At 54.1% G+C, this 20837-nt stretch carries 17 protein-coding genes and 1 pseudogene; 10 read left to right on the top strand and 8 right to left on the bottom strand.

Features of this window, described 5'->3' with window-relative positions:
* Positions 1-86: 86 nt before the first annotated feature.
* Positions 87-515, top strand: coding sequence for a GNAT family N-acetyltransferase (locus IRJ17_RS10585; RefSeq protein WP_242774586.1), 429 nt, complete (start codon positions 87-89; stop codon positions 513-515).
* A gap of 48 nt (positions 516-563) precedes the next feature.
* Here the strand turns inward: IRJ17_RS10585 and IRJ17_RS10580 are convergent, their stop codons facing one another.
* Positions 564-1637: a CapA family protein gene (locus IRJ17_RS10580; protein WP_242774583.1), complete on the bottom strand. Its 1074-nt coding sequence runs from the start codon at positions 1635-1637 to the stop codon at positions 564-566.
* A 197-nt stretch (positions 1638-1834) separates the two neighbouring features.
* Between IRJ17_RS10580 and IRJ17_RS10575 the strand changes: the two genes are divergently transcribed.
* Positions 1835-4450, top strand: coding sequence for a winged helix-turn-helix domain-containing protein (locus tag IRJ17_RS10575; protein ID WP_242774580.1), 2616 nt, complete (start codon positions 1835-1837; stop codon positions 4448-4450).
* Positions 4451-4945: 495 nt separating this feature from the next.
* On the opposite strand, the gene IRJ17_RS10570 is transcribed toward IRJ17_RS10575, so the two are convergent.
* From IRJ17_RS10570 to IRJ17_RS10560, 3 genes are all read right to left on the bottom strand, one after another.
* Positions 4946-5509 carry a MarR family winged helix-turn-helix transcriptional regulator gene (locus tag IRJ17_RS10570; protein ID WP_122964653.1) on the bottom strand — a complete coding sequence of 188 codons (564 nt, stop codon included), beginning with the start codon at positions 5507-5509 and terminating at the stop codon, positions 4946-4948.
* Between the two features lie 85 nt (positions 5510-5594).
* Positions 5595-6365, bottom strand: coding sequence for a 3-hydroxyacyl-CoA dehydrogenase (locus IRJ17_RS10565; protein ID WP_122964652.1), 771 nt, complete (start codon positions 6363-6365; stop codon positions 5595-5597).
* A gap of 510 nt (positions 6366-6875) precedes the next feature.
* Positions 6876-7190 (bottom strand): hypothetical protein, encoded by a 315-nt coding sequence (locus IRJ17_RS10560; protein ID WP_242774578.1) that lies wholly within the window; start codon positions 7188-7190, stop codon positions 6876-6878.
* 240 nt (positions 7191-7430) lie between these two features.
* Here IRJ17_RS10560 and IRJ17_RS10555 point away from each other — a divergent pair, with 240 nt between their 5' ends.
* The 3 genes from IRJ17_RS10555 to IRJ17_RS10545 all read left to right on the top strand — a co-directional run bounded on the left by IRJ17_RS10555 (position 7431) and on the right by IRJ17_RS10545 (position 9750).
* Positions 7431-8135, top strand: coding sequence for a Crp/Fnr family transcriptional regulator (locus tag IRJ17_RS10555; RefSeq protein WP_242774576.1), 705 nt, complete (start codon positions 7431-7433; stop codon positions 8133-8135).
* A gap of 81 nt (positions 8136-8216) precedes the next feature.
* Positions 8217-8885 (top strand): peroxiredoxin-like family protein, encoded by a 669-nt coding sequence (locus IRJ17_RS10550; protein ID WP_242774574.1) that lies wholly within the window; start codon positions 8217-8219, stop codon positions 8883-8885.
* 25 nt (positions 8886-8910) lie between these two features.
* On the top strand, positions 8911-9750 hold the full coding sequence (locus IRJ17_RS10545) for a DNA alkylation repair protein (RefSeq protein WP_242774572.1): 840 nt from the start codon (positions 8911-8913) through the stop codon (positions 9748-9750).
* A 997-nt stretch (positions 9751-10747) separates the two neighbouring features.
* Here IRJ17_RS10545 and adhP read toward each other — a convergent pair.
* A complete protein-coding gene (adhP, locus tag IRJ17_RS10540; RefSeq protein ID WP_063229972.1) occupies positions 10748-11761 on the bottom strand; it encodes an alcohol dehydrogenase AdhP in 1014 nt (337 codons plus the stop codon).
* 267 nt (positions 11762-12028) lie between these two features.
* On the opposite strand from adhP, the gene IRJ17_RS10535 reads away from it, so the two are divergent.
* From IRJ17_RS10535 to IRJ17_RS10520, 4 genes are read left to right on the top strand one after another with little or no spacing between them, the layout of a single operon-like run.
* The gene (locus IRJ17_RS10535; RefSeq protein ID WP_122964648.1) at positions 12029-13177 is read left to right on the top strand and encodes an iron-containing alcohol dehydrogenase; all 1149 of its coding nucleotides are present in this window, start codon (positions 12029-12031) and stop codon (positions 13175-13177) included.
* A gap of 9 nt (positions 13178-13186) precedes the next feature.
* Positions 13187-14506 carry a sensor histidine kinase gene (locus tag IRJ17_RS10530; RefSeq protein ID WP_122964647.1) on the top strand — a complete coding sequence of 440 codons (1320 nt, stop codon included), beginning with the start codon at positions 13187-13189 and terminating at the stop codon, positions 14504-14506.
* Positions 14475-15923, top strand: coding sequence for a sigma-54-dependent transcriptional regulator (locus tag IRJ17_RS10525; protein ID WP_173597565.1), 1449 nt, complete (start codon positions 14475-14477; stop codon positions 15921-15923). Before IRJ17_RS10530 ends, IRJ17_RS10525 begins: the two co-directional genes overlap by 32 nt.
* Positions 15924-15967: 44 nt before the next feature.
* Positions 15968-17215 (top strand): benzoate/H(+) symporter BenE family transporter, encoded by a 1248-nt coding sequence (locus IRJ17_RS10520; protein ID WP_173599235.1) that lies wholly within the window; start codon positions 15968-15970, stop codon positions 17213-17215.
* 137 nt (positions 17216-17352) lie between these two features.
* Here IRJ17_RS10520 and IRJ17_RS10515 read toward each other — a convergent pair.
* Positions 17353-17571 (bottom strand): annotated as a pseudogene (locus tag IRJ17_RS10515) (short-chain dehydrogenase); the annotation flags it as partial.
* Between the two features lie 205 nt (positions 17572-17776).
* Here IRJ17_RS10515 and IRJ17_RS10510 point away from each other — a divergent pair.
* Positions 17777-18757 carry a helix-turn-helix transcriptional regulator gene (locus IRJ17_RS10510; protein WP_122964644.1) on the top strand — a complete coding sequence of 327 codons (981 nt, stop codon included), beginning with the start codon at positions 17777-17779 and terminating at the stop codon, positions 18755-18757.
* An 8-nt stretch (positions 18758-18765) separates the two neighbouring features.
* Here IRJ17_RS10510 and IRJ17_RS10505 read toward each other — a convergent pair whose 3' ends face one another.
* Together IRJ17_RS10505 and IRJ17_RS10500 are read right to left on the bottom strand one after the other, a co-directional pair.
* Positions 18766-19947, bottom strand: coding sequence for an MFS transporter (locus IRJ17_RS10505; protein ID WP_122964643.1), 1182 nt, complete (start codon positions 19945-19947; stop codon positions 18766-18768).
* Positions 19948-20214: 267 nt separating this feature from the next.
* Entirely contained in the window at positions 20215-20724 is a 510-nt protein-coding gene (locus IRJ17_RS10500) for a hypothetical protein (RefSeq protein ID WP_242774570.1), read from the bottom strand.
* Positions 20725-20837: the final 113 nt, after the last annotated feature.

Below are 20837 nucleotides of genomic sequence, written 5' to 3'. Positions count from 1 at the left end.
CCCTTTTTCCTCGTTTCTCCCTGGTTGTTCCTTCAGTATAGTGAATCGTAAGTCAGTCAGTAAACAGGAGAAAGGATGAGCAACAGATGGAATGGAAGCACCCCGAATTGCCTTACACAATCAGTGATGATCCGAAGCTGCTCGACGAAGAACAAATTTTTGCCTGGCTGTCTACGACCTACTGGGCTGGCGAGCGTCCGAGAGAAATGATCGTCAAAGCCATTTCGCAATCGCTCTGTTTCGGAGTGTATCACGAGAGCGGACAGGCCGGGTTTGTCCGGGTCGTCACCGATTACGCGACTTTTGCCTGGGTGTGCGACGTCTTCATCGATCCCGCCCACCGTGGAAAAGGGCTGGGCAAATGGCTGATGGAGGTCATGGTGCAGCACCCGGCTATTCGCCATACAAACATGACGCTGGCAACGCGGGATGCCCATGGGCTGTACGAAAAATACGGCTTCGTCCGCAAAGAGATGATGCGTAGAATGGCAGAAGCACCGATGCCGCTCTCGTAATGGCAAAAGCATGTTCCGCCAACAAAAAAATCCGTGGGGATATGCTCCTCAACGGATTTTTGCCGTTTGCCTGACTTGACCGTCCCGTTCAATGCTTGCCCCGTACGAAATCCGGTTCAGCTTGTCGATCATGCGCTGCTTGCCTTGACTGTCCTGCTCCGCGGGCTGTCCATTCACGATTTTCACAGGAATGACGCGGGAGCTGGTTTCTTTCTCTTTAAAAGCAAGCTCTACCATCATCGCTTCGCGTCCTTTCGTGTTGTACGAGGTCGTAAACACAAAGTTGCCGACGCTGTAGTAGATCGGGACTTGCTTGTAAAATTCGACGCCCATCACGGAATGGCTGTGTGAGCCGACGATCGCGTCCACGCCGCTGTCGATCAGCTTTTTCGCCAGCTCGCGCGCATACGGCTCAGGCGTGTCCTTGTACTCCAGGTTCCAGTGCATCACCGCAATCGTAATATCCGACTGGGCAACCGCCTGCTTCACATAGGACAGCATCGGTTCGTAGGAGTAGGCGTGAGCAAGTCCCGGCTTGTTTTTGCCCGCGTACCAGCGATAATTGGGCAGCACGTGGCTCAGGCCGATCACTGCCACTCGCTTGCCCTTGATCGTCTGGATCTGCGGCGCAAATGCTTCCGCTTCGTTTTTGCCTGCGCCCACGTAGCCGATTTGCTGCTTGTCCAAATGTCCGAATGTGTCCAGCAAAGCGTCTACGCCGTAATCGAGCGTGTGGTTGTTAGCCAGATTGACTACATCGATGCCGGCATTTTTCAGTCCGTTCAGTGCGCTGGGCTGGGCGCGATACGTAAATTCTTTTTTCTCCGGCTTGCCGCGTGTGCTGACAGGCGTCTCCAGATTGGCGATGGCGAGATCAGCTTGTCGCAGAAACTCCCCTGTTTTTTGAAACGGATAGTCTACCCCGTGCCGTCCGATTTGCACCCCCACGCTTTTATCCAAAATGATGTCTCCCACAAACGCAATCCGGATTTCCTCCGCCGTCTCCTCTTGCTTCGCGTCCGCACCTGTCGCATGGATGGGCGGCGGACTTGCACTGCTGACCGCGAGCACCAACGCAGCAACGGCCACAGCAGCCGCACCGCTCCAACGAACAATCCCCATCCGCCTCACACGCCCTCTTGCTTTTTTATGCTCATTGTAGAAGGCTTGGGGCAAAAAGAGTGTTGAAGCGTGTCTTCGGACTTGCCATCATTTCTCGCCCTCATTTGACGAGACTTTTTTCCATGTCGAAGCGTGCTGTTTTCGCTAGTATAATAAGGACATACCTTTTACGCTGCAAAGAATGGAAAGGAGGAAAAATGGGTCAACCATCCGTTATGTTGAAAACGAAAACAGCGGTCCCTGCCTATCGCTTCGACAGTGTAAAGAGAAGTCATCTGCTGGAACAAATGAACAATGGGCTACAGTGCCGGCTCACGTTTGTAAACGCACCGGCGGGCTACGGAAAGACAACGCTGCTTTGCCAATGGGCGCACGATTTCAGCGGGCAGCTGGCGTGGCTTTCGCTCGATGAGAAAGACAACGATCTCGTCCGGTTTTGGCGCTATATCGTGCATATGCTGACAAATGCCTCTTCCCCGCATCTGGCGGAGAACATGGAAAACTCCATGAAGGCAACCTCTCATACTTCGATTTTTTCGTTTATAGACTCGCTGCTCAATGAGCTGGCGACAACGATTCACCAGCCGCTGGCGATCATTCTCGATGACTACCATGTGATTTCGGAAAGCGCGATCCACGACAGCCTCGCTTACTTTATTGAATATTTGCCAGGCAACTGCCATGTGTACATCGCCAGCCGCAGTGCCTTGCCCTTTTCAACGGCAAAATGGCGTCTTCGGAGCGAGCTTGTTCATCTGACGCCACAGCAGCTGTTGTTCGATCAGGCCGAGGCGTTCAGCTTTTGTCAGCAGGTGCATGGCTTGCTGCTTTCCGAGGAGCAAATCTCCAGTCTCGTCGCCAGCACAGAAGGCTGGGTCGCCGGGCTGCAACTCGCTGCGATTTCGCTTTCCACCTCCGGGAACCACGAGCGGTTTTTTGCCAAATTTACGGGGGCACACCGCGACATCTCCGACTATTTGTTTCACGAAGTGCTGGTGCAGCTGCCCCAATCGACGCGCGATTTCCTGTTGCTGACCTCCGTGCTGTCGCGGCTGGACGCCCACGTATGCAACGCGCTGGTCGGCATGACGGGCAGTCAGCAAGTTTTGGCTGAGCTGTACAGACAAAATATATTTTTGTTTCCCCTCGACGACGATCAGACTTGGTATCGCTACCATCATTTGTTTGCCGATTTTTTGCGCAGCCAACTGGAGCTGACTTACCCTGGCAAAGCTTACGAGCTGCACAAGCTTGCCAGCGAGAGCTTTGCTGCGCGCGGATTTCTGGACGAAGCCATCGAGCATGCGATTTGCGCTTGCGATTACCCGCTCGCCGTGCAGTTGCTTGCGCAGCACTTCCCGACGTGGCTTTCGCGCGGCGAATTTTTCACCTTGCTGCGCGCGCTTACGAGCATCCCGGATCACGGGCAAAATATGCCGCCGCTGCTCAGGCTGCTCTACGTCTTTTTGCTAATCGCTTGCGATCAGACCAGTCTTGCCCAAGCCGAGCTTGACCTGCTGGAAAAAGACTGCCAGAGCATGCCCCCATCCGCGGAGCGCGAGCAGTTTGCCAGCGGCCTGTTTTTTGTCCGGGCCAATCTCGTCTTTGCCAACGGCGATTTCGCAAGCTGGGTAGCCAGCTCGTCCCAATTGCAGGAGGACTTGCCGCAAAACCCGTTGTTTTATCATCTGAACTACAACACGACCGAGCCGTTCATCCGCAGGACGCGATTCGGCTTGAAAGGGATGCTGTCCGAGGAAACGGAGCTGGTCGGCAAGCAGTTTTCCGCTATTCTGGAGGCGCACGGCTGGCAGGACTCCTTGATCAACAAATACGTCGTCCAGGCGCTGGCGGAAGGGCTTTACGAGGAGAACAAGCTCGAAGAAAGCTTCGCGTTTTTGCAAAAAATCGCGCCTGTAGCGCTACAGCAAAAAATTCCCGGACTTTATGTTCCGTATGTACTGACTCATGCCCGGCACTTGCTGGCGAACCAGGATTTCAAGGAAGCGCGAAGGCTTGTCCAGGAAGCGATGGAGATTGTCACGGGGTGGTCGCAGCTGTACTGGATCAGTCCGTTGCGCGCTTTTCAGGCGTACATCGCACTCAGGGAAGGAGATGTGGCCTGGGCCGAGGCAGAGCTTGCCAAGCTGCCCCGCTCCACTTTTCACAAACCCAGTATTCATAAAGAGCTGGAGCAGTTGGCCTATGTCCGGCTGCTGCTCGCCAAACAGCAAGAGGCAGATGCGCTCAAGATTCTTGCCCCTTTGAAGCAAATTGGCGTCAGGGAGGGACTGTTAGGCAGCCAGGTAGAAATCGCCAATCTGCAAGCGATGGCGCTACAGCAGCAAGGCAACAAGCGCGAGGCGTTGGCACATCTGCACGAGGCCCTTGTCATCGGGGCGAAAAACTTGTATGTACGCAGTTTTTTGGATGAGGGGCTGGCTATGCACAGCTTGCTCAGCGCTTACCAGCAGCGGGAAAACTCCAGGACGGAGCAAGCTCCTCCGGTCATTTCTCCCGACTATGTGCAGCAGTTGCTTGAGCTTTTCCCGAAAAAGCGGGCAAGAGCGCATGGCAGCTCATTCTCGCCGCTTCCAGAGCCGTTGACAGGCAAGGAAATGATCATTTTGTCCATGCTCGGCCAAGGGGCGTCCAACAAGCAAATTGCCGAAGAGCTGGGCAACACGGTCGGTACGGTCAAAGTGTACCTGCACCGGATTTACGGGAAACTCGGTGTGGAAAACCGTACCCAAGCGCTGCTCCGGGCACAGGAAATCTCGCTTTTGGAGGCGCCGACAAGCACTATGTTATAAAGCTGAGCTTTAGGATGAGAAAAGGCTTCGCCACGGTTTTGTGGGCGGGGTCTTTTTTCTTTTGGGGATAGTCGGGAGTTTCAAGGAAATTACTGATTGCATGAAAGCCTGTTTGAGTGTCGCTTTGTCGATTGCGGATGCGAGTGATCCAGCCATCTTCCGCCCCTTTCGCGAGCAGCCATAATCCAACGAGCAAAGCCGCGAGGGCGAGGTACCCCCGCTTGTGGTCAGCGCTCCGATCTGCAAGCCTTTATCTGCTGTGGCGAGCCAGCCATCCCGGCATGACTGCCGGAGACAAATACGCCATCATGACTTCCCGCCACAGCACAAACGATTTCGCCTTGCCTTGGGGCGATCCGTCCTCGTCTCAGCGACAGCCGCTGTCTTTGCCCGATGATTCACTCCCATGAATGAACTTCTTCCTTGTTTTTTGAATATATAATTAGGTTCCTAACTATATACCTGTGAAAATGGGCTAGTTTTCCTAGCCCGTCTTTACCTTTTCTTGCTATTTGCTTGCACGTCTTTCTTTTCATCTGTCAGTGCCGAGATGCCTTCTGTCACGCGACCAAGCAGGGACAGAAATACGCTGCGCTCCTCCAGCGAAAGGGAACTGACCATCGCTTCCAGCCGCATGAAATGCTCAGGCGCCATGTCCCTCAGCTTGCTCGCACCCGCTTCGGTCAAAACAACCGCTTTTTGGCGTCCATCCTGCATGCTTTTTCGCCGGGAGACGAGTCCATCGCGCTCCAGCACGTCAATCAGGCCCGTCACCGTAGCGCGGGTGACGCCGAGATTGTCTGCCAATTGCGAAGGCAGCAGCTCTCCGTCGTTGGTTTCCAGCTCCGCCAAAAGCCGATAGCGCCCGGTTGACAAGCCGAAGCGGCCAAAGTGAATTTCCGCTGCGCTGCCGAGTTTCGCTCCCGCCTCCATCAGTCGCGCGGCTACAAGAACTGCCTGTGCGTCTACGTCCAGACTGTAGCGCGCAAGCTGTCGCCTCGCCTGGTCAAGCGAAGGAGCAGAGTCGAAGTCATGCTTGTTTTTCGGTTCGTTGTTCATGCACGTAGTATGGTGCCTAACTACTTTTCGTGTCAACCAAATTTTCCAAACCCATTTTTCAGTAGACCAGACAGACTCGATCGGCTTATTTCGGTTGCATCCGAATCGCCCCGTCCAGCCGGATTGTCTCTCCATTCAGCATCGGGTTCGTAATGATGCTGTTCACCAGCTTGGCGTACTCGTCGGGCTGGCCCAATCTCGGTGGAAAAGGCACGGTCGCTCCCAACACGTCTTTTACGGCGCGGGGCAGCTTGTCGTACATCGGCGTGTCAAACAAACCAGGAGCGATCGTCATCACCCTGATCCCATACGGAGCCAAGTCCCTCGCCAACGGCAAGGTCATGCCGACAATCCCGCCCTTTGCAGCGCTGTAGGCCACTTGTCCGACCTGCCCGTCGAAAGCAGCGATAGACGCTGTATTGACGATCACGCCGCGTTCGCCCGTTTTGGCTGGCTCGTTGCCCGCCATCTGCTCGACTGCCATTCGCACGACATTAAACGTGCCGATCAGGTTCACTTGCACGACTTTGCTGAATGTCTCCAAGGAATGAGGGCCGTTTCTGGACAGCGTCTTTTGCCCCAGAACCATTCCTGCGCAATTGACTGCGGCGTGAATCGTGCCGAAAGCTCCCGCCGTGCGCTCGATCGCCTCCCGCACGCTCGCTTCGCTCGTCACATCCGTCTGTACGAACAGGGCGTGATCGCGTCCCAGCTCATTTGCCAGGGCGTACCCCCGTTCGAGGTCCTGATCAAGAATGGCTACTCTTCCTCCGTGCTCTACCACATTCCTCACAGTGGCTTCCCCCAACCCGGAAGCTCCACCCGTTACAATGGCAACCACATCCCGAATGTCCACGCCATTCTCCCCCTTCCTGCAAATCGACATTCAGGATAAATAAATGCAAGTTGAGTACCAGCCGCGAAAAGCGCTGCCAGCCCTTGCTTCGGGTTACCGAAACTGTCCTTGTGTCCAAGCCGTTCGGACACTCGTGAGACAGTTTTCGTCCGATAAATGGACACGAACCGCCCTTCCTTCCGCTCAGCGCACAGGCTTGCAGTTGTTGGTCATTGGCGTGCAGCAAAGCGGCTGGGAAAAACACAAGCAGTCTTTCACGGTGTCGTCAAAGCCATTCAGAAAAAAGCTGCGGAAGTGTTGCCCATGCCCAAGCAACGCTTTGTCTGGCCTTATCTATTTGGGACACGCTCAGCGAAGTCAATCAGCGAAGAGTCAAATAAACAGGATGCACAAATAACCCCGCAAAAGGCGACTGCCCTTTCTTCGGGGTTTTGTTTGTTCTTGGCCAAAACAATGCCGTGACTCGGCTTCCAGCAGACTGTAGTTGGCGGGCACTGTCAAGCTGCCGAATTACGGCGCAATTTGCTCAACGAGATGAACGATGGCCTGCGCGACCTTTGCTTCGTAGCTCTCCTTGCGGCACAGTTCATCCCATAGTTGCTCATGCTCTTTTTCACCGGGCACATCAGCAGTTTTATGCTCTGCCTGCCCGTCTCCGCCAGCCGCGGCGGCCACCTCGGCATTTAGCGCACGATTGCGGACCAGCTCGTGTACCATGAGCAAGCTCATCAGCTTGTCCATATTCGCCTGATGACGAATCAGGTGCGGCTCCATCCGTCTGGCCATCTCCCACAGCTTCTCTGTTTGATCTTGTGCGGTCAGCATTTCCCTCTCAAACCTCCACACGGAACATAACTAAACAACATTAATTATATCTAATTATAATCAAATATAGAAAGATAAGAAATCAATCCGCGCTATTTTCCTGGACAGGCTGACGGAGATGCTGTGTGGAATCAGGAGAAAGTAGTCCGACCCTATTTTGTTGTATGATGGGCATATGCACGAACTGCTCGTTGGCCGCAAAAGTGTGCCCAACGCTATTTTTTCAACCCGGGAGGAACTATGGATCGCATTCAATATTTGTCGCAGTTCAATTTGTTGCGTTCCCTTTCCAGCGAAGACCTGATCGAAATGGACGAGCTGACCTCGATTACGACTTTTCCAAAATATACATTCATTCAAACGCCCGACACGTTCACGGAAGGGCTGTACTTTGTGAAGCGAGGGAAAGTTCGTTTGTATCGGCTCAATGAGGAAGGCAAGCAATTTACTTTGGATATTTTGCGCGAGGGGAACATCTTTGGCGAGATGGGCGATATTTCGCTAGGGACGCGCGGCCTGTTTATCGAGACAGTCGAGGAAAGCGATATTTGCGTGATGGACAAGGAGCGCTTCGAGAGTTATCTTCTTCGTCGGCCACGTTTCATGCTGAATATGATCAAAGTAATGAGTGAGCGCTTGTCGCACATGAGCAGTCTCGCGCAAAGCCTTGCTCTCGGAAAGCTGCACGACAAAATTATCCACGTTCTGGCGGAGCTTTCCGAACGGTTCGGGGTTCAGGACGATGGCGACGATTACAGCCGAATCGACATGCCCCTCTCCCATCAAGAAATTGCCCACCTGGTAGGAGCTTCAAGAGAGGCCGTGTCTGTAGCGTTGAAAGAGCTTGCGGAGGCGGGCATGCTCCGCACCGGGTTCCGTACAGTGACCGTCCACCGCGACATTCTCCGGGTGGCACAAAAACTCGCTCAGGACGACAGCTTGTGAACTGCATTACATCTTTTCCATTCGTGCTTCTCTTATGATGAAGAAGAGTTGAATGACAGGACGAAATGGAGAGAGAACGAGATGGAAAACAGGCCACTGGCTTCTTTGCAAACAGAATTGGATCGTGCTACCGCGCAGATGGAGCAAAACTTGCCCGCTGAAATGGTCAAGATGTTCGAGCAGTCAATCCAGCAAGTAAAGGCATCCGCTGGTGCTGCTGGCTTGAAAGCCGGAGCACAGGCACCAGACTTTTCGCTGACGGATCAAAACGGTGCCAGCATGACTTTGTCTGAACTGACGGTCAATGGCCCCGTCGTTCTTTTGTTTTATCGCGGCGTCTGGTGCCCGTTTTGCAATATTGCGTTGCGGGCTTATCAACAAGCGTCAGCACTTTTTGCGGAGGCAGGAGCGCAACTTGTGGCGATCAGTCCGCAAACGCCGACCTATTCAGCCAGCATGAAGGCAAATAACGAACTTGGATTTCCGCTTTTGAGCGATCCTCGCAATGAAGTCGCAGCCCGCTACCATCTCGTATTCGAGCTTCCGGAAGCGCTACGGGGAAGTTACCAGTCTCTTGGCATTTCTCTCGACGAGTATCATGGCGATTCTTCGTGGAAGTTGCCTGTGCCCGCGACGTATGTGATCGACCGTGAGAACATGATTCGTCTGGCTCACGTCGAAGCTGACTACAAGCAGAGGCTGGAGCCTTCCCACGTATTGGATTTGCTGACTTCACGAAACGATTGGTAATCACGATTACGGAGGCGGCTATGCTATGACATTCGACGAAATGGCTTCGATTTCAGAAAGGGTGCTGAATCGGAAAGGAGCCAGAAAAGCTGGCGACATTCTCCCGGATGTGCTCGTTTTATTGAATGGCGGACGAATCGAGAGTGTCAATTTGACAGAGTGGTTGGCAGTCGATCATTTGCAACTGCTTAGGCACATCCTGGCTGAGCTTCAGTTGCAGCAGCATGCTGACGCGATGTTATCCGCGCTGGAACGAATCGCGGGGCAGCCGACGATGAAAGTCATCCCCGCCATTGCGGTCGAATGGCTAGAGGTGTTCCGTCAAAAGACTGGCGAGGAGCGTACACAACTGTTCCAACGCTTGGCGGCGCATCCGTCAGATAGCGTGCGCTGTTGGGCAGCTTACATCGTGGGGTTGGATCAGTTGGAACTGGAGCAAAAACTGGCGCTCATTCGCCCGTTTGCCGCCGATAGCCACTTCGGCGTCCGCGAAATCGCATGGATGGCTGTCCGGGACTCTGCTTCCCAACAATTGAAACTAGCCATCCGCCTGCTGGGCGCTTGGGTACAGGAACCGAATGCCAATCTCCGCCGTTTCGCCGTTGAATTGACCCGTCCGCGCGGCGTTTGGGCCAAGCATATTGCGGAGTTGAAGGAGAATCCCGAATGGGGGCTTCCCCTTTTGGCGCCGTTGAAAGCCGATCCATCCAAGTATGTCCAGGATTCGGTTGCCAATTGGTTGAATGACGCAGCCAAGTCGCAGCCGGATTGGGTCGTTCAAGTATGCCGTGCTTGGCTGGATGCGTCCGATGAGAAAGCGACCAAGCGGATCGTGGCGAGGGCGCAAAGAAGTATGAAGGGCTAGGATGGGGGATGCTTTGTAGATTGCGTCATCGGTAGTTTCAAAAAATACCAATGCAAAAAGCTTGTTTGGGGTAATGCTTTGTAGATTGCGTCATCGGTACTTCAGGTGAAGCGAGAAAAGAGACGAATCGCTGTAGCTTCTTGGGATACCCCCTGGGGGCTTAGACTGCACGGCTCCGGGGAAAAAGCGAAACCGCGTCAAAAGCAGTGGCTCAAAGAAGTGGGAGCACGTTGACGCTTAAAACCGTGTTTCGCTTTTTCCTCAGAGCCTCGGTCGGTATCCCAAAGAGCTTTCGCGGATTTCGTCTCTTTCCTCGTCAGCGGCTGGTTGTGGTCGGCGCGAGTTTCAAAGAAAATGCCAATGCCAAAAAGCTTGTTTGAGCTGACGCTTTGTAGTCTGCATCATCGGTACTTTAGGCGGTGGTGATCGGGGATTTCGAAAAAGCACAGAAACATGAGAGTAAGAGTCTTCTTCAAGACAGTTGCTTCATTCAACCCGTTCATGAAAAACTTGTTCAATTTCTGCGCTGGATTTTCCGCCCTTAAGCGACCTCCAAAAAAACAATCTCCGACCAATGCTTACCGTTGGCCGAGGAAACAGGAGAACCAAGCGAAAGGGCTTTGGGACTCCTTCCGAGGCGCAGGCGAAAAAGGAAAACACGCTTTTAAGCGGCAACGTGCGTACGCTTCTTCGATCTCGCTGCTTTTGACGCGGTTTTCCTTTTTCGCCGGAGACGGGCAGTCCACCCTTCCCCGCTAGAGTCCCAAGTCCCTACAGCGGTTTCTCCTGTTTCCTCCCTCCACTACAGCCGCGATCAACAGCTGCACTTAAATTTTTCATCCCTGATCCCCTCTCAAAAAATCACGATCCAACCAATGCTTACCATTGACCGAGAAAACAGTGACCCCCGCCCATTTCCTCCCCATTCAAAAAAACTGCCACCCAGCAGTCTCCAAGCGACTACCAGGCAGCAGTTGTCTTTTCCCTAAAACGATCATTACTCCATCGTCAACACGACGCGGCCGTTAATTTGGCCTTTTTCCATCCGTTCCAGCACCTCGTTGATTTTATCCAGCGGCTGTGTCTCGATGATCGCGCGAACCTTGCCGCGAGCCGCGAAGTCGAGTGCTTCCTGCATGTCTTTGCGCGTTCCTACGATCGAGCCTTTGACCGTTACACCGTTGAGCACCGTATCGAAAATCGGGATAGGCAGCTCGGCATTCGGCAAGCCAACCACCACGAGCGAGCCACCGCGGCGAACCGATTTGTACGCCTGCTCAAACGCTTTTTTCGTTACAGCCACACTAATCGCTCCGTGCACGCCACCGACCTGCTCGGTAATCGCCTCCACAGGATCGACCTCGCTGCTGTTGACCGTCACGTCAGCCCCCAATTCTTTTGCCAGTTCGAGCTTCTCGTTGTGAATGTCTACCGCGACGACGTTGTACCCCATTGCTTTCGCATATTGCAGGGCTACGTGGCCCAGTCCGCCGATCCCGAAAATTGCCACCCAGTCGCCCGGCTTCACATTGGCGACCTTCAACGCTTTGTAAGTAGTCACGCCCGCGCACAAGATCGGAGCAGCCTCCACGTCTCCCAGTTCATCCGGGATACGCGCCACATAAGCCGCTGGCGCCACGCAATACTCCGCGTAAGCTCCGTCTGCGGAATAACCGCCATTCAATTGCTTCTGGCACAAAGTCTCCCAACCCGTGAGGCAATAGTCGCACTCGCCGCACGCGGAGAACAGCCACGGGATGCCTACCCGGTCGCCCAGCTTCAAGGAAGTGACGCCTTCGCCCAGCTTTTCCACGACCCCTACCCCTTCATGGCCCGGAATCAAAGGCAGCTTCGGCTTGACCGGCCAGTCTCCATGCGCTGCATGCAAATCTGTATGGCAAACGCCGCACGTCTTGATTTTGACCAACACTTCCCCGTAACCCACCTCTGGAACCGCTACTTCCTTTACCTCCAGCTTTTGATGGAACTCGTTGACCACTGCTGCTTTCATCTCGACCTTCCTCCTCTTTTCCCCCACGGGCACCTGTTTGTGTGCCGAATGAGCGTTTATGTATTTTCGCTCCTATATATTTGCAAGCAGCATGCCAAATTGTAAGCGCTTTATCTTTCGCGCTTTTTCGCCTTGTCTCGCCTTCGGACTGGCCGATTTTTCGGCCCATCAGCCAAAAAAACGGCACGCGAGCCAAGCTTTTGGCCAAAAAAGGGATTCGACCCTGTCTGCGGTATTAACTACATAGGGAAAAAGGGGGTAAGCAGCATGCAAATATCCAAATTTATGACACCGGAGATCATCTTCGGCAACCAATCCATCGGCCAAGTCGGGGAAAGCCTTCGCCGTCTGGGAGCATCCCGCGTTTTTCTCGTCAGCGATCCCGGTGTCGTAAGCGCAGGCTGGGCCGAGCGAATCATCCACTACTTGCAGCAGCAAAAGCTCGACTATCATTTGTGGACCAACGTGACGGCCAATCCAAAAGATTACGAGATTCACGCCGGAATCGCGGCGTACCGTGCTGCCGAGTGCAACGCGATTCTCGGAGTCGGCGGCGGCAGCGCGATCGACGCAGCCAAAGCCATCGCCCTGCTCGCCACCAACGAAGGAAGCATTGTGCAGTATGAAGGAGTCGATCAGATTCAGCATCCGCTCCCGCCGATGGTCATGGTGCCGACTACGGCTGGCTCCGGCTCCGAAGTCTCGCAGTTTTCGATTATCGTAGACAGCGCGCGCAAAGTAAAAATGGCGATCATCTCCAAATCGCTCATCCCGGATATCGCCATCATCGATCCGCAAACCTTGATGACCAAAGACCGACAACTCACTGCCAATACAGGCATGGATGTCCTGACCCATGCCATCGAGTCGTATATTTCGCTCGCTGCGACGCCGCTTACCGAGGTTCACTCCTTGCAAGCCATGCGCCTGATCGCCGAACATCTGCGTCCATCCGCCGCCAGCCAGTACAACGCCTCCGCCAAGCAAGCGATGGCAATGGCGAGCTTGCAGGCCGGAATCGCTTTTTCCAACGCCATACTCGGAGCCGTCCACGCCATGTCCCATCAACTGGGCGGCTTCCTCGACGCCCCGCACGGGGAAGTAAACGCCATCCTGCTGCCGCACGTTCTCGAATACAACTATATCGCCGCTCCCGAAAAATACAGGCAAATCGCCGAATGTCTGGGCGAAAACACTTCGGGTCTGAGCACGCACGACGCCTCTCGTCTCGCCATGAAAGCCGTGACGAATCTGGCAAAAGACCTGGACGTGCCGCAATCGCTGTCTGCCATCGGGCTGCACCCTGACCAGATCGAACTGCTCAGCTCACTCGCCTTGCTCGATGTGTGCATGACAACCAATCCGCGCGACATGAGCGTCCAAGACGTCGCTTCTCTCTTTCGCCAAGCTCTATAGGAGGCCGCCATGCAAAGCAAACAGGAGATACTCGAAAAGCTCACCGGAATATCTTCCTCGCGAAAAAGCTACTACAGCGAGCTTGTCTATCTCGTCGAAGAAATGAAAAAGAAAAACCGCCAGCTCGCGGTCATCAACCAACTGACGCACATCCAGATCGACGCAACCTGGCAGCAAACGAGCAGCTACATAGCCCAGCAGCTATCGCAAATTCTCGCCTTCGAGCACTTTACGTTGACGATTGTCAAAGGAGGCACGCCGACGTCGTACTTGTGCATGCGGACAGACACGGACTGGCAGTGCCACACGTTGACTCATCCGCACTGCCCTGACACGGCAAACTTTCCCGAGCAGCTTCATCACAAGCTGGCGCAAACGTTGCCGCAGCACTATGCGACTTCGGTGTCGCTGCGCAATCCATTGAACCAGACTTTCGGCTACTTGACGCTTTTGCGAGAGGAACAGCGCCCAGCCGATCCCGAAGAAGCCGAGTTGATCCAGCTCGTTGCCCGGCACGTAGGCGTCATCGTGGAAAACAGTCTGCTGTTTCAGGACGTGAACGAAAAAATCAAGATCGAGGCCCAACTGATCCAGTCGGCAAAAATGGCTGCCATCGGGGAAATGGCCGCTGGAATCGCCCACGAGCTGAACAGTCCGCTGACCGCGATTCTCGGCAATTCCCAACTGCTTTTGCGCGAAACAGCCGATGCTCCGACCGCGCCGCTCATGCGCGACATTTATCAGTGCGGCGTCCGCTGCAAAAAAATTATTCAAAACCTGCTGACCTTCTCCCGGCAAGAGGAGTATTTGTTTGAGACTGTCTCCATTGACGAAGTCGTGGAGGATGTGCTCGGGCTGATCGGCTACCAGCTGTCTGTCTGCGGCCTGACCATAACCCGGGAAATGAACGAGCCGAGCCTGCTGTTTCACGGCAGCCGCCATCAGATCGAGCAAGTCGTCATCAACTTGCTCTTGAACGCCAGGGATGCCTTGTCCGAGCAGGAAGCGCCGCGGATTCTCATCCGTTCCTTTCCCGTCGAAGAAGACGGCGTCCGCTACGCAGGCTTGTCCGTTTACGACAACGGGACGGGCATTCCAGCCGAACAGCTCTCACAAATTTTCCAGCCTTTTTTCTCGACCAAAGAACGGACAAAAGGGACAGGGCTGGGCTTGTCCGTCAGCCTTGGCATCGCCGAAGCGCACGGCGGCAAGCTGTATGCGCAAAGCGAAGAAAATCGCTACAGCGAATTTACGCTGCTTTTGCCACTGCTGATCAAAGAGGAGGAACATCAACATCATGGAGCAGAAACGGATATTGATTGTGGATGATGAGACGGAGGTCACTACGTTTTTCACCTATTTTCTCCGGCGCAAAAATTGCGAGGTAGTCGTCGCCAACACGGGCAAGGACGTCCAATGGCTTTTGCAAAACGATTCCCGCGGCTTTCAGGCTGCTCTCGTCGATCTCAAGCTGCCTGACGCGGACGGGCTGGAGCTGCTGCGCAAGATCAAAGCCGTTTTTCCCGCGTGCGAAGTGTTGATCATGACTGGCTACAGCACCATCAAGTCGGCCGTCACAGCGATGCAGTGGGGGGCCAAAGACTATTTGGAAAAGCCGTTCGACAATCTGGACAGTCTGGAACACATCATTGATTCTGTCCTCTCTGCTTCGGCGAACCAAAAAGATGACCTATCCCAAGAAGCCGCGCAATATGGTATCGTGTATTCAGCAGAAAGCCCGATGAGCAAAATGATCGCCATTGCCAAAAAATTAGCAAAAAAGGCGATCCACATCTTGATAGAAGGAGAGACCGGAACAGGCAAGGAGCTGATGGCCCGTTTTCTCCACGGAGCGAGCAACCGCGCCCAGCAGCCTTTCGTCGCGTTCAACTGCGGTGCCGTCCCGGAATCGTTGCTGGAAAGCGAACTGTTCGGGTACGAAAAAGGCGCGTTTACCGGAGCGGTCAAATCGCGAAAAGGGTTGTTTGAGCTTGCTCACAACGGCACGCTGTTTCTCGACGAGATTGGCGAAGCCCCGCTGTCGATCCAGGTCAAGCTGCTGCGCACGCTGGAAACGGGAGAATTTATGCGGGTCGGGGGCGAACAGGTCGGTCAGAGCAATATTCGCTTCATCTCCGCCACAAACCGCAACCTGGAGCACGAGGTCGAGATGAACCGTTTCCGCAGCGACCTGCTGTATCGTCTCGAAGGAATCAAGCTGGCAATTCCTCCCCTGCGGGAACGTGCTGGCGACATCCCGGCAATCGCGCATTCCTACTTGCAAAAGCGCAGCGGCGCTCCGTGCGAGATCGAGCCTGATGCCATGGAGCTTTTGCAACGCTATGACTGGCCCGGCAATGTCAGACAGCTCCTGAATGTCCTGAATCAAACGATCGCCCTGCACGAATGCGAAAAACTGCGCGCCGAGCACCTGCCTGACCAGTTGCGGCAAAAGACGCTGCAAACGAAGCTGCCAGGTCAATCCCACCCCGAACCGAGCAGCGTCGAGCAAGCGATTGAGCGGGAGTGCGAGCGGTTTGTAGAATCGCTCACCCGCGTGCTCCCTTCCATCGAAGGCGTCGATTTCGATTACTTGCAAAAAAGAATCAAGCTGTTGGAAGGGGAAGTCGGACGGGCGATCATCGAAAAAGGTTTGAGCGAAACAAAGGGAGACAGGCAGCTTCTGAGCAAGAAGCTGAACATCACCAAGCGGACGATCCGCTACATTCTCAACGAAAAGGGGTAATGCCTCGCCTGCGCTGCGCTAATCCCCTGTAGGAGGCAATGATTGTGGTACCCCAAAAACAACAGCACTGGTCGATTTCGCATCTCAAAAGCATTCCTGGCGATTTTTCCATCTCGGCCGTCGTCGTCGGCCTGATTGCCACCATCGTGTCTTATGCCGGCCCGCTCCTGATCGTCTTTCAGGCGGCGCAGAGCGCGGGACTCAGCGAAGCAGAGCTTTCCTCCTGGATTTGGGCGATCTCCATCGGCAGCGGCTTGACGGCGATTATTTTAAGCATCTGGTTCAAGACGCCAGTCATTACCGCCTGGTCGACGCCAGGTGCCGTCCTGTTGGTATCCAGCCTGACCACCTATCCTTACAGCGACGCGATTGGCGCGTATCTGTTTTCCGCAGCCGTCATCACGCTGCTCGGCGTCTCCGGCCTGTTTTCCATCCTGATGAAATACGTGCCGCAGTCGATCACGACCGCGATGCTCGCCGGGATTTTGTTGGCTTTTGGCGTCGAAGTGTTCGTCTCGATGCAGCATTTGCCTGCGCTTGCCTTGCCGATGATCTTCTGCTACCTGTTCGCCAAGCGGTTGTTTCCGCGCTACGCCGTCGTGCTGACGCTTTTGGTCGGACTTGCCATCGCTTTTGGCATGGGGCGATTGCAGCTTGATTCTGTGCAAATGACATTGGTGAACCCTGTGTTTACGATGCCAAGCTTTTCGCTCGATGCGATTGTCGGGCTGGGGATTCCCCTGTGCATCGTCACGATGGCTTCGCAAAACGCGCCGGGAATCGGCGTGCTGAAAGCAGACGGCTACGACACGCCTGCCAGTCCGCTCGTCGCGACGACCGGGATTGCCTCGCTGCTCCTGGCTCCGTTCGGCTCGCACGGAATTAACCTGGCGGCGATTACCGCAGCCATCTGCACCGGAAAAGAAGCGCACCAGGATCGTTCCAAGCGCTATATCGCCGGAATCGCCTGCGGTGCCTTTTATCTCGTGTTCGGCATGTTTGGCGCCACGATTACGTCTGTCTTTTTCGGCTTGCCCAAGGAACTGATCGCCGTCATCGCTGGCCTGGCCCTGTTCGCTTCGCTTAGCTCCAGCCTCGCCCAAGCGATGAGCGATATGAAGGAACGGGAAGCCGCTCTGGTCACCTTCCTCGTGACGATTTCCGGCATTTCGATCGGCGGAATCGGTGCCGCGTTCTGGGGGCTGATCGCAGGCGTCGTCACCAATCTGATTTTGAACGGAAACGTCCGCAACTGGTTGACTCGCAAAAAAAATACACAGCCGCTCGCTTAGGGAAATCGCTATACGAGATGCAAAAGGGGCTGTCTCCAAAGTCGGTGTTTCGACTCGGAGACGCCCCTTTTTCCTTTCAAAAACGTTGATCAATCAATGCTTTCCGTTGTTGTTTGACGTCAGCTAAATTGCCCTGTTTGGACAGCAATCCCGACTCCGCCACTTTCCGTTACCAGCTCGGCTGTCTCCTCGATTGTTTCCGGACGCGCCATGTCGGATGGCTGTCCGCGCACGCTTCGGCCTGTCACGTAGACGGTCGCCCCGGCTTCCCCAAGCCCGATGGCGATTCCTCGCCCCGCCCCTCTCGTTCCTCCCGCCACGACTGCTACTTTTCCCTGCAATGCTTTCCCTGTCATACATGCGCCTCCTTTTTGTGCGAACCAGCCATTCACGCTGTGCGCTGCGTCAAAAGAGCTAGATCGCTTGCCGTCAGCCAAACGGACATGACTGTTTGGTTTTGGTTGATAGGAACAGTGTAACCTCACCAATATGACACCATCTGTCATATTGGATAAGATAAAATGAAGCTACTACGAAGTCGTTTTTCAGGAGGGATTTTCTATGCGTGCTGATCGGTTGCTCTCGATTTTGCTGCATCTGCAAAACTGCGGGCGGATGACCACCAGACAATTAGCCGAGAAGCTGGAGGTGTCTGAACGGACGATTCATCGGGACATGGAAGCTTTGAGCGCGTCTGGAGTGCCCGTCTACGCGGAACGCGGCTCGGCTGGCGGCTGGGTTCTCGCGGAAGGCTATCGCACCAGTCTGACCGGATTGAAAATCGATGAGCTGCAATCGCTCATGCTTTCCTCACCTTCCCGCGTGCTGAACGACCTCGGTCTGGCCGAAGGGTACGAGCGTGCTTTTTGGAAGCTGCTGTCCGCCTTGCCGCAACCTGTTCAGCAGGATGCCTGGCAAGTACGTGAGCGCCTGCATATCGATGGAGCGGGCTGGCATGAATCAGATGAAACGTTCCCTTTGCTCGCCACCATTCAGGACGCCGTCTGGCTCAGCCGCAAGCTTTGGGTTCGCTACCAGCGCGAAGATGCGCTTGTCGAGCGGACGCTGCTTCCGCTTGGACTTGTCGCCAAAAGGAGCACCTGGTATTTGGTCGCGCAGATCGATGCGGACTTGCGCACGTACCGCATCTCCCGGTTCACGGAGGCTCGCGTGCTGGAAGAAGCTTTTGTCCGGCCGGAAAGCTTTGACCTCGCCAGCTACTGGGAGGAGTCGACGACACAGTTCAAGGCGAGTCTTCCCCGCTATCCGGCAGTCATCCGCTTTCGCGAAGAGGCGTGGCCCCGGCTCAAACAGGAGCGCTACATGAAAATAGCCTCCACCCATGCCGCCAAAAGCGGTTGGATCGAGGCCGAGGTTGAATTTCATACGCTGGATTCCGCCTGTGCGCTAGTGCTCGGCTACGCCTCGCTCATCGAGGTGCGGGAACCTGCGGAGCTGCGAGCGGAAGTCATCTCCCGCGCTCGCAGTATCCTGCACCTGTACGAAAACGCAACTCGCAGCACACCGGATGCAGCCCAGTGAAGCTGTCATCAATTGGCGCGCGCCGCACTTGCTACTCTTGTTTCTTTGCCATAAATCAGCAAAATCGCCGTACCAATGAACAAGACGATTGTAAAAATGCTAAAAATAAACGTGTAGCTGTAATGCAAGGATGAATAATAGCCGACGAGATACGGGGCAATGATGCTGCCGATTCGTCCGATGCCGGAAGCAACGCCTGCGCCTGTGGCGCGAAGCGGCGTCGGGTAGTTTTCCGGGGTGTACGCGTACAGCGCCCCCCACGCTCCCAGGTTGAAGAAGGACAAAAGGGCACCCGTTACCAGCAATTCCGTCGTCCCGCTGCTTTGTCCGAAAGCGAACGCCATGATCGCTGTCATGAACAAAAAGCTGGCCAGCGTCTTTTTGCGGCCCCAATTTTCCACGAGATAGGCGGCGGCAAAATAGCCGGGCAGTTGCGCCAAAGTCATGATCAGGACGTACTGGAAGCTTTTGATCATGGTGAAGCCTTTGTCTACCAGCACAGACGGCATCCACAGGAACATGCCGTAATACGAGAAGGCAATGGCAAACCAGACAGCCCACAAAGCGATCGTCTCCCGCTGATGCGAGGTCAGCAGCTTTTGCACAGGTACTTGCTCCGAGCGTTGCTGGAACTGGGGCGATTCAGGGATCGTGCGTCTCGCGTACCAGGCGTACACGATTGGCAGTGCCCCGATGATGACCGCGACTCTCCAGCCGTAATCCGGGATGATGAAATACGATATGACCGCCGCCGCAATCCAGCCGACCGCCCAAAAGCTTTCCAGCAAAACAACGGTGCTCCCCCGTTTTTCCGCAGGGGCAAACTCGTTGACCAGCGTGGAAGCAACAGGCAGCTCGGCGCCAAGTCCGAGTCCCATCAGGAAGCGGAACAGCAGCATGGTGAAAAAGCCTGTGGCAAACGCACTGGCGAAGCTCGCTGCGCCAAACAGAAGCAGCGTGAGCAGGAAGACGGGCTTTCTTCCGATCCGGTCTGCCATATATCCGCCCACGATCGCTCCGATCGCCATTCCTACCAGATTGCCGGTCCCGAGAAGGCCCGCTTCTTGTGCAGTCAGTCCCCACTCTTGCCTGAGCGCCACCATAATGAATGATAAAAGGGCAACATCCATCGCGTCGAACATCCAGCCAAAGCCGGCTGCCCAAAACACTTTTTTGTAAGGTGCTGACATGTGTGATTCCCTGCTTTCTTGTCATCTGCGTGTAGCACGCCTTGTAATCATTTCGCGTCTCGTCGCATTTTCCTGCCCGGAAATAAAAGTTCGACGATTTGCAGCTAGTTTTTCCTATGGGGAGGAAAGTCATTAGTTTTGTTGTAAAGGGAAGGTTTCTCAAGGATTGAGAAAATTGTCGAGTTTTTTACGAATCTGTTTCTAATTGCAGCACCAAAATAAAAAGACCGTCATAATTTTGGGGAATTAAGACGATCTTCTACTAATTTAATAACTAGTAGTAATTGTGTAATTCAGCAATGAACTGGACTCTCCAGACTCATCCGTTTTATAGGAATAATCAAAGCAACCTGCACATCCAACATCTTTTTGCAACGCTGTCATTTTTATCGAGTGTGAAACGTACGTTCTCCACTCATCATCTCCAAAATCATCATTATAGTAATCAGCCCATCCTGTGTAAGTGATTTCTGAACTATCAGTATTTGCATCTGGTGTGGAATCATCGTAATCATCTACAAACCAATGTGTATCGAATTTACTTGGGTTTGCAGCCCAGGGAGAGATACTATGGCTTGTATCTTCTAACGTCCCATCTTCATACTCTTTCCACTTTAGAGTAAGCTTGGTTGCATTGACCGGAACTCTAACTGGATCAAGTGTTGTTATCTTAAACCAACCAGTATAATAATTAGCAGCAAGAGCTTTTATTCCACCGTTCAAGCTATCAATATCCTTGTTACTCACATTTTGGGATTTTTCATCTACTCGGTTCAATTCATCATCTAATTCTTGTTTGCTTAACTTCTCTGTTTTATACGTTCTTTTAGCTCGATCAATTGATAATCGGTAACCAATCGCTCCATTTCCCGCCTGTTAATATTTTTTCA

It is taken from the genome of Brevibacillus parabrevis (genome assembly GCF_022701015.1).
Classification (GTDB): domain Bacteria; phylum Bacillota; class Bacilli; order Brevibacillales; family Brevibacillaceae; genus Brevibacillus; species Brevibacillus parabrevis.
The sequence above is the reverse complement of the archived record's forward strand: the minus strand, read 5'-3'. Positions and strand labels throughout refer to the sequence as shown.

Excerpts from the sequence above, each read along its gene's own strand:
- IRJ17_RS10535 (WP_122964648.1), top strand. The coding sequence starts at position 12,029 with ATGCAAATATCCAAATTTATGACACCGGAGATCATCTTCGGCAACCAA.
- IRJ17_RS10570 (WP_122964653.1), bottom strand. The coding sequence starts at position 5,509 with ATGAACAACGAACCGAAAAACAAGCATGACTTCGACTCTGCTCCTTCG.
- IRJ17_RS10585 (WP_242774586.1), top strand. The coding sequence starts at position 87 with ATGGAATGGAAGCACCCCGAATTGCCTTACACAATCAGTGATGATCCG.
- IRJ17_RS10505 (WP_122964643.1), bottom strand. The coding sequence starts at position 19,947 with ATGTCAGCACCTTACAAAAAAGTGTTTTGGGCAGCCGGCTTTGGCTGG.
- IRJ17_RS10575 (WP_242774580.1), top strand. The coding sequence starts at position 1,835 with ATGGGTCAACCATCCGTTATGTTGAAAACGAAAACAGCGGTCCCTGCC.
- IRJ17_RS10510 (WP_122964644.1), top strand. The coding sequence starts at position 17,777 with ATGCGTGCTGATCGGTTGCTCTCGATTTTGCTGCATCTGCAAAACTGC.
- IRJ17_RS10555 (WP_242774576.1), top strand. The coding sequence starts at position 7,431 with ATGGATCGCATTCAATATTTGTCGCAGTTCAATTTGTTGCGTTCCCTT.
- IRJ17_RS10530 (WP_122964647.1), top strand. The coding sequence starts at position 13,187 with ATGCAAAGCAAACAGGAGATACTCGAAAAGCTCACCGGAATATCTTCC.
- IRJ17_RS10550 (WP_242774574.1), top strand. The coding sequence starts at position 8,217 with ATGGAAAACAGGCCACTGGCTTCTTTGCAAACAGAATTGGATCGTGCT.
- IRJ17_RS10545 (WP_242774572.1), top strand. The coding sequence starts at position 8,911 with ATGACATTCGACGAAATGGCTTCGATTTCAGAAAGGGTGCTGAATCGG.
- IRJ17_RS10580 (WP_242774583.1), bottom strand. The coding sequence starts at position 1,637 with ATGGGGATTGTTCGTTGGAGCGGTGCGGCTGCTGTGGCCGTTGCTGCG.
- IRJ17_RS10525 (WP_173597565.1), top strand. The coding sequence starts at position 14,475 with ATGGAGCAGAAACGGATATTGATTGTGGATGATGAGACGGAGGTCACT.
- IRJ17_RS10560 (WP_242774578.1), bottom strand. The coding sequence starts at position 7,190 with ATGCTGACCGCACAAGATCAAACAGAGAAGCTGTGGGAGATGGCCAGA.
- adhP (WP_063229972.1), bottom strand. The coding sequence starts at position 11,761 with ATGAAAGCAGCAGTGGTCAACGAGTTCCATCAAAAGCTGGAGGTAAAG.